Annotated in this window: 10 protein-coding genes; all 10 read right to left on the reverse strand. The window is 44.1% G+C overall.

Features of this window, described 5'->3' with window-relative positions; genetic code table 11:
- Positions 1 to 45 precede the first annotated feature (45 nt).
- Complete coding sequence (locus Q1A69_RS19425; protein ID WP_299589348.1) at positions 46 to 447, reverse strand: reverse transcriptase domain-containing protein; 402 nt, start codon at positions 445 to 447, stop codon at positions 46 to 48.
- A 1027-nt stretch (positions 448 to 1474) separates the two neighbouring features.
- Entirely contained in the window at positions 1475 to 1825 is a 351-nt protein-coding gene (locus Q1A69_RS19430; RefSeq protein WP_299589350.1) for a hypothetical protein, read from the reverse strand.
- 47 nt (positions 1826 to 1872) lie between these two features.
- A complete protein-coding gene (locus Q1A69_RS19435) occupies positions 1873 to 2718 on the reverse strand; it encodes an IS3 family transposase (protein ID WP_366525622.1) in 846 nt (281 codons plus the stop codon).
- Positions 2719 to 2726: 8 nt separating this feature from the next.
- On the reverse strand, positions 2727 to 3035 hold the full coding sequence (locus Q1A69_RS19440; protein WP_299589352.1) for a transposase: 309 nt from the start codon (positions 3033 to 3035) through the stop codon (positions 2727 to 2729).
- A gap of 158 nt (positions 3036 to 3193) precedes the next feature.
- Positions 3194 to 3766: an NUDIX domain-containing protein gene (locus Q1A69_RS19445; protein ID WP_299589355.1), complete on the reverse strand. Its 573-nt coding sequence runs from the start codon at positions 3764 to 3766 to the stop codon at positions 3194 to 3196.
- 122 nt (positions 3767 to 3888) lie between these two features.
- On the reverse strand, positions 3889 to 4200 hold the full coding sequence (locus Q1A69_RS19450; RefSeq protein ID WP_299589357.1) for a DUF2695 domain-containing protein: 312 nt from the start codon (positions 4198 to 4200) through the stop codon (positions 3889 to 3891).
- Positions 4201 to 4321: 121 nt separating this feature from the next.
- Positions 4322 to 4795, reverse strand: a complete 474-nt coding sequence (locus Q1A69_RS19455; protein WP_299589359.1) for a hypothetical protein — start codon at positions 4793 to 4795, stop codon at positions 4322 to 4324.
- 82 nt (positions 4796 to 4877) lie between these two features.
- Complete coding sequence (locus tag Q1A69_RS19460; RefSeq protein ID WP_299589385.1) at positions 4878 to 5324, reverse strand: DUF4265 domain-containing protein; 447 nt, start codon at positions 5322 to 5324, stop codon at positions 4878 to 4880.
- Positions 5325 to 5440: 116 nt separating this feature from the next.
- Positions 5441 to 5950, reverse strand: coding sequence for a hypothetical protein (locus Q1A69_RS19465; RefSeq protein ID WP_299589388.1), 510 nt, complete (start codon positions 5948 to 5950; stop codon positions 5441 to 5443).
- A 101-nt stretch (positions 5951 to 6051) separates the two neighbouring features.
- The gene (locus Q1A69_RS19470) at positions 6052 to 6378 is read right to left on the reverse strand and encodes a hypothetical protein (protein ID WP_299589391.1); all 327 of its coding nucleotides are present in this window, start codon (positions 6376 to 6378) and stop codon (positions 6052 to 6054) included.
- Positions 6379 to 6465: the final 87 nt, after the last annotated feature.

The raw sequence follows: 6465 nt of genomic DNA on the forward strand, positions 1-6465 counted from the left end.
GAAGCAGCAGATATTACCTTCAGCTGACCGTTCTTTTCCAGGTGATTAACTGATGCACTTCAGAGTTGAATGCAGGAGTGTTGACATAAGTTTGTCATGATTCACTTCGTCAAAGAAGGATTTCAAGTCCATATCAATCGTCCAGCGCCTTCCTTGTCGAATAAATGATTGAACTTGTTTTATTGCCTGATGCGCTGATCGATTTGGTCTAAAACCAAAACTAAACGGATGAAACTTCGGCTCCCATTGCTCACTGAGCATATGTGCGATAGCTTGTTGGATCAATCTATCTTGCACAGTGGGTATACCCAGTGGGCGCAGGGTTCCATTGTCTTTTGGTATAAAGACGCGTTTCACCGGTTGTGGACGATAGCTACTACTTAGCACCTTTTGTCGAGTAACAACCCAAGTCTGCTTAAGGTGCTCCGGTAACTGCTTTACCGTCATACCATCGAGACCTGGCGCACCCTGGTTACGAGAAACTTGTTGTAATGCTCGAAACAGATTATTCCTATCTAGAATTCGTCGCATTAAAAGAGATGGGGAATTGGACAAGGTACGATTAAGTTTCCAGTTTGATGTTCACCCAGAAAAAAAAGATATTTTTTTTCTGGCAACTAAGTTACTTGTCAGATGCAGTCATCAAGCTCTGCGTTAACAATACCGTCCAGAATTGTTCAGGCCTTCAGTAGCACGAAATCTACCTACTATGCCTTCTGCTGATTTCTATAGGTCGGTCAAAACCAATCTCTCAGTTTTCAGTTATTCCATTAACAACCTATAGACCTCCCAGGGTAAGACATTTAACTTTCATCACGTAGATGCTGGATTTATAAAACGCAGGCCAGTTGTGGATGGAGAGCTTCATGGTCACGTGCCCACTGGCTCCGCCTACGTCACACCTCATATCCAGTTCTTGTTCATCACCCCGTGATTTTGCGCTGGGCTTCCTCCAGCCAATACCTCACGATATTAACCTTGCCCTTTCGCTAACCTTCGGCTCCACGAATACCTGGTAAGAGGACTTTCACCTCTCTAGTTAAATGCCATGCTTGGCACACACGCCAAGCGAAGGGGCGAAGTGCGCAGCACTTTGTCCCGCTTGCGCGCCTTGTTAAATTTAGGGTAGGCACTCTAGCCAAACCCGTTCATTTGGATGGTGCTCTGCAATCGTGGCTAGTGCTTCATCTAGCGCGCTATCATCGCTAGGATCTATTGCATAGTTGAAGCTAGTCAGGTCGATATCGCTTGATCGTAGCGAATCTATCTCCTGCTCATTCAGCACGCCATCGCCCACCCATACTGAATACAGCGCCGATCTAATTATTGGCTCTAATTCTGTGTAGCCTTTTCTTGTAACTGCGAATATAACCATGATGAAATTTAACGACTACAACAGGGGCGGCTGGAGCGTAGCGTAGGACGTCCCGCGAAGGGCCAAGGGCCCGTAGTAGCCTGCTTGTAATTGTTATGTTTAACTTCCAAAGGCCGACCACCATTCACTAAACACGATTACACCACACAATAAAGTAAGCCAAACCCAAATTGGGAGCACTCTACTTAATTTTGCTTTCCTTAATTTCGGTGGATCTTTGTGAAACACGAAAATATATTTATCTCCTTCAGGGTATTGCTCTAGGTATTCACCTACTTCTTGAGCATATTTTTCCGGGATTAAACTTATATTTTCATACTCGACTCCGTTCAATTTATATTTGGCTCTTTGAGCCTTAAATTCATCTACGCTCTCGTCCATGTTTTCTATATTGAATCTGGGATCATCACCAGAGATACCATACTCGAATCTTCTATATTTTGGAGCCATAACTCTTTCTCAAAACTGGTCTTACCCACAAAAAGTAGACACTCTAACTATGCGCATTTGCGCTCATACTCTGCTGGACTCACATAACCCAGTGCAGAGTGCCTACGGGTTCTATTGTAGAAAACCTCGATGTATTCAAACACCTCGGATTTCGCTTCTTCTTCATTTAAGAATGGTGCTGCGTACACCAGTTCAACTTTAAGGCGACTGAAGAAGGACTCCATTGCTGCATTGTCCCAGCAATTAGCCTGGCGACTCATACTCGGCTTACAGTGATTCTCAGATAAGAGATCCTGATATCGCTGAGATCGGTATTGTACGCCTCTATCAGAATGCACAATCAATCCAGGCTTGGCTTGACGCTGACTTAAAGCCATTTTCAGTGCTCGGCGGGTCAATTCATCCGTCATCTGAGAATCGAATGCCCAACCTATGATACGTCGCGAGTAGAGATCCATTACCACCGCGAGGTACAACCAGCGGTCACGAACCCATATGTACGTAATATCACTGGTCCAGCGACAGTTTGGCCGGTCTACATCAAAACAGCGTTTAAGCAGATTGGCGGCAACATGGATGTTCGCTTCAACTGGCTTGCTATATCGAAAGCCTTTGCCGTTTCTGGCCTTAATATGCTCCTGCCGCATAAGCGCAGCGATATAGTTCCGAGAGCACGGCTCACCGCCCTCTTGAAGCTCTCGAGCAATTCTGGGCGCTCCGTAACGTCCTTTAAACTCGGCAAAGGTATCTCGCACCTTCTCAGTTACTCGTAGCTTCCTAACAGCTCTAGGAGAAGCCAGTCTAACAAGCCACCGATAATAGCCCGATCTTGAGACCTCTAAACACCGACACATCAAGCTAACCGGGAATAACCCTACATGCTCCTGTATCAGTGCGTACTTTACTCTTGGTGGTTCGCAAAGTACGCAGCTGCCTTTTTTAGGAACTCAACCTCCTGACGAGCTTCCTGTAGCTCCTTCTTGAGCCTGCGGACTTCTGCACTTTCTTGCTTGGAATAGTCGACGCCATCCAAGCTATTGAACTGCTTATCTGACAATCGATTAAATTGCCGGCGCCAGTTATAGATCTGCTGTGCGCTAACACCCAGTTCACGAGCCACAGAAGCAGTTGTTACTCCAGGCTTCTCAGCCCTCTTTACTGCCTCTCTACGAAACTCTTCCGTATAAGCCTGAGCTTTCTTCTTCGCCATGATACACCTCCGTGTTAGGCCGAAACCTAACTATACAGGGTGTCTACTAAACGTTGGTAAGTCTTAAACATAACGCCCAAAGCAAGCGCGCGTTTACGCGTCGCTTTGCCTTTGATTGTTAAAATATTTCCCCTCTATAGCTGTCAAAGCTTAGAATATTAAATATATTTGTTTCGTCTTATTTCACATGCCATATCTAAGTACCAGTCAATGTCTTGAGAGTATCGCTTGACTGCTGATGGTGCGACCTCATCTAATAATTGGCTGATTGGCTGCTTTTTTCCTAGCTTACTTAATACCGTTGATTTATGTACTATCTTTACTTCTGATAGCTCCCAGTCTTTGATGTCTCGGTATCCTGTTGGTTTTAGTGCATCAATATTACTTGGGGCAAGCATGCGATTTATTTCTTTCTCAATATTCTCAAGTTCAGACGATAACAACCTAAAGCCAATCAAGGTGTATTGCCTGTTTGATATAATATTTAGACCTTCGTTTCCGCCTTCGAAGTTTTTCAGGCAAACACCAGTTTCTTCCAAAAATTCCCGTCTTGCTGCCTCTTCAGCGCTTTCGGACGGCTCTTTACCACCTCCCGGTAGGGCCCACTGCCCAGCCTGATTTACTCTCGACGCCTTTTTACTTAGTGAGTAATCCCACCACTTGTTTTGAACCTTCTTTTTGGAAATCAAGACTCTCTGATTGATATCATATACCAATGTGTAAACTTGCATGGATTATCTCCTTTAATCGTGAAGGTCAATTTTCTTACTTTTAACGCCTTTGTAACGGGCAGCCTTGTGGCGAAGCCACGCTTAAGGCTGTCCAGCCCGAAGGGCGATCGTTGACAAACTTGTTATGAGTTTTCGTCAAGGTGCCACCCTACAATTTCACCTACGTCATCGTAGACGTTGTAAATAACTTCACAATCGCAGAATCCACCGTGCTCGCCAAGCCAGGGAACAACTACCTCTGGGTTTAGCTGATTTGACTTGAGGTATTCAATAGTTTCCTTGAGTGTGTGATCACACTCTGGAGCTGACTCACGGTTTAGGTGCGATAATAAGTCTTTTAGCTCATCAACTCCCATTGGGATAGATGCACGTATTTCATCTTGCTCATTCTTTTTATACTGAGCCTTTAACTTTTTCTTCTGGTCTTTATCCATACTCAAGACTCATAACGCCGCGCTCAGCCGCGGCTAACTTTGGGCGCTTTATGCGCGAAAATGGGAGCGAAGCGACCGCGCATAAAGTGCACAAAGTTAGACGTCGGCCTGCAGCGCATTGTTAGAGTTTTTCCTCGCTCCGAAGCACCTTCTTGATTAAGGGATCGAATACCCAGTAAAACCACAGCACTAAAAATTGAAACAAAAATAAAATACTTAAAATTTCTGTGTGTTTATGTTCATGGTTGTTTAGACCAAACACTAGTGACGTAATTAACACAGGAGGCACGATAGTACCTATACATAGAATAAAGCTCTGAGGCAATAATTTAATACTGAAAATACTAGGCTCTACATACCCACCTTTTCCCTCATGCTCATGCCGATGAAGTGCAAACATGTGGGAAAAAAGCTTAGCGATCATAACAAGCCACGCTATGGCCATAGGAATAGCCAAAAAAGCCGCAATTTTTACAACATACTCTGTATTTATCAGCCTGAAAATCATTGTGGTAAATGCGGACACAAGAACCATCTTCTCCAATGCCGAAACTGTTCTACCGCAAACTTCAGAGAAAAATTGTGCTCGATTCATCAAGAACTCTAACGCCGCAAACAGCCGTGAGGAGCACGCAGTGCGACGATCGGCTGCTTTGCCTTGTTAGATGCTAGCGTTCTCATAGCCACCAGTTGATTGGGTTATCATTTGAATCATAAACATTACCATACCACCAAACTGGCTCATCTAGTAATTCACATGCTTTCGACACTGAAGCCTCAATTTCTTTGAAGCCTGAGTCGACAGGAATTGTCCAAACGGCTACTTTTTCTAGGTTTCCGTCACGCCGGGCACGGACTGATGACAAAATCTCGTCAATATCTGGAAGCTTTTCGATAATTCGCGAGGTATCGGAGATTTTGACTGAAACGTTGCCACCATACTCGATTACTTCAAAATCGCCAGTTTCTTTATTGGTGACTCTGATAGTATCTCCAGCCGCTATATCTTCTACGAACCCTGGAGAATAAAGAATGCGATAGACATCGGGTGAAACTAGCTCAACCTCTACTGGTTGAGTTCCACCTTTCGATCCTTCTACTATGAGGTTAATGTGATTATTCATATCATCTAACGTCGCGCTCAGCCGCAGCTTACTTTGGGCATATTATGCGCAAAAATGGGAGCGACAGCGACCGCGCAAAATATGCACAAAGTAAGATGTCGGTCTGCAGCGCTTTGTTATGGCTGAACGATATCAATTGTACCCATGCCATCCACTACTTCATTAACTTTGTGCAAATTTTCTGAACTTGGCTTTAAAACAAAAGCGGGCCTGCATGGGTCTTGTAGTATTCTGTATTTTACAGCTTTTGATCCAATAGAATAAGGTTGATTCGCCAGCACAGCTGATGGCAACGCCTCCCTCTTAACAGCAACAAGGTATCTACCTTGCTCGAAACTCTCAGGCATATAACTGTAATCCTGCCAGAACGCATCCAATTCATATTCTTTATCATCACCTAGAAGATAACTTTCAATCTCAAAAGAAATTAACGAATATGAAACCGTCTTTGCCACCGGGTTTCTATCAAAATAAATGAACTTAGATACATGACCAATAAAAATTGCGTCAGCATTTTCAATGTAGTCAAAATCAAGAGGTTCAGGAAATAAACAGGCTTTCACTGAACTTGAGCCCGTAGAGGCCAACAAAAACAATGAAAAAATTAATAATTTAGAATTTCTCATACTAGCCATCAATGGTTAACTCTGAGCCATAACGCCCGGCTCATCGGCGAGCGTAGCGAGTCCGGTGGAGGCCGCAGGCCGGAGCGAAATGCAGCCGCTTGTTATGAGTGAAAACTCTCAAGATACACTACTATGTTTTTTGCTGATTTATAAGCTTTTGCACTTTCAATGGCACTTGATGAATCACCAAATTTAAGGAATATATCCGCACCGTTGTTTAGTAAGAGTTCGACGAATTCTAGCTCCTCATCTCCTGGACCACCTCCAGACTGAATACAGCTATCTATAGCGCTATCGACAGCTACAGATAATAGTGACCCGCCATCAGGGTGTGGGCAATTAACATCCGCTCCCATCTCAATTGCAGACCTCATAGCTGCAAGATCTAAATTTTCAAACACTTCGATTAAATTGCGATCTCTATTCATAAGCTACTCATAACGCTAAGATAACCTGCGCTGCAGGCGGCAAAAAAATGACCTGGCATTGAATTTAGGCCGAACTAAAGAGGCCCA

Source organism: uncultured Microbulbifer sp. (assembly GCF_947498635.1).
Classification (GTDB): domain Bacteria; phylum Pseudomonadota; class Gammaproteobacteria; order Pseudomonadales; family Cellvibrionaceae; genus Microbulbifer; species Microbulbifer echini.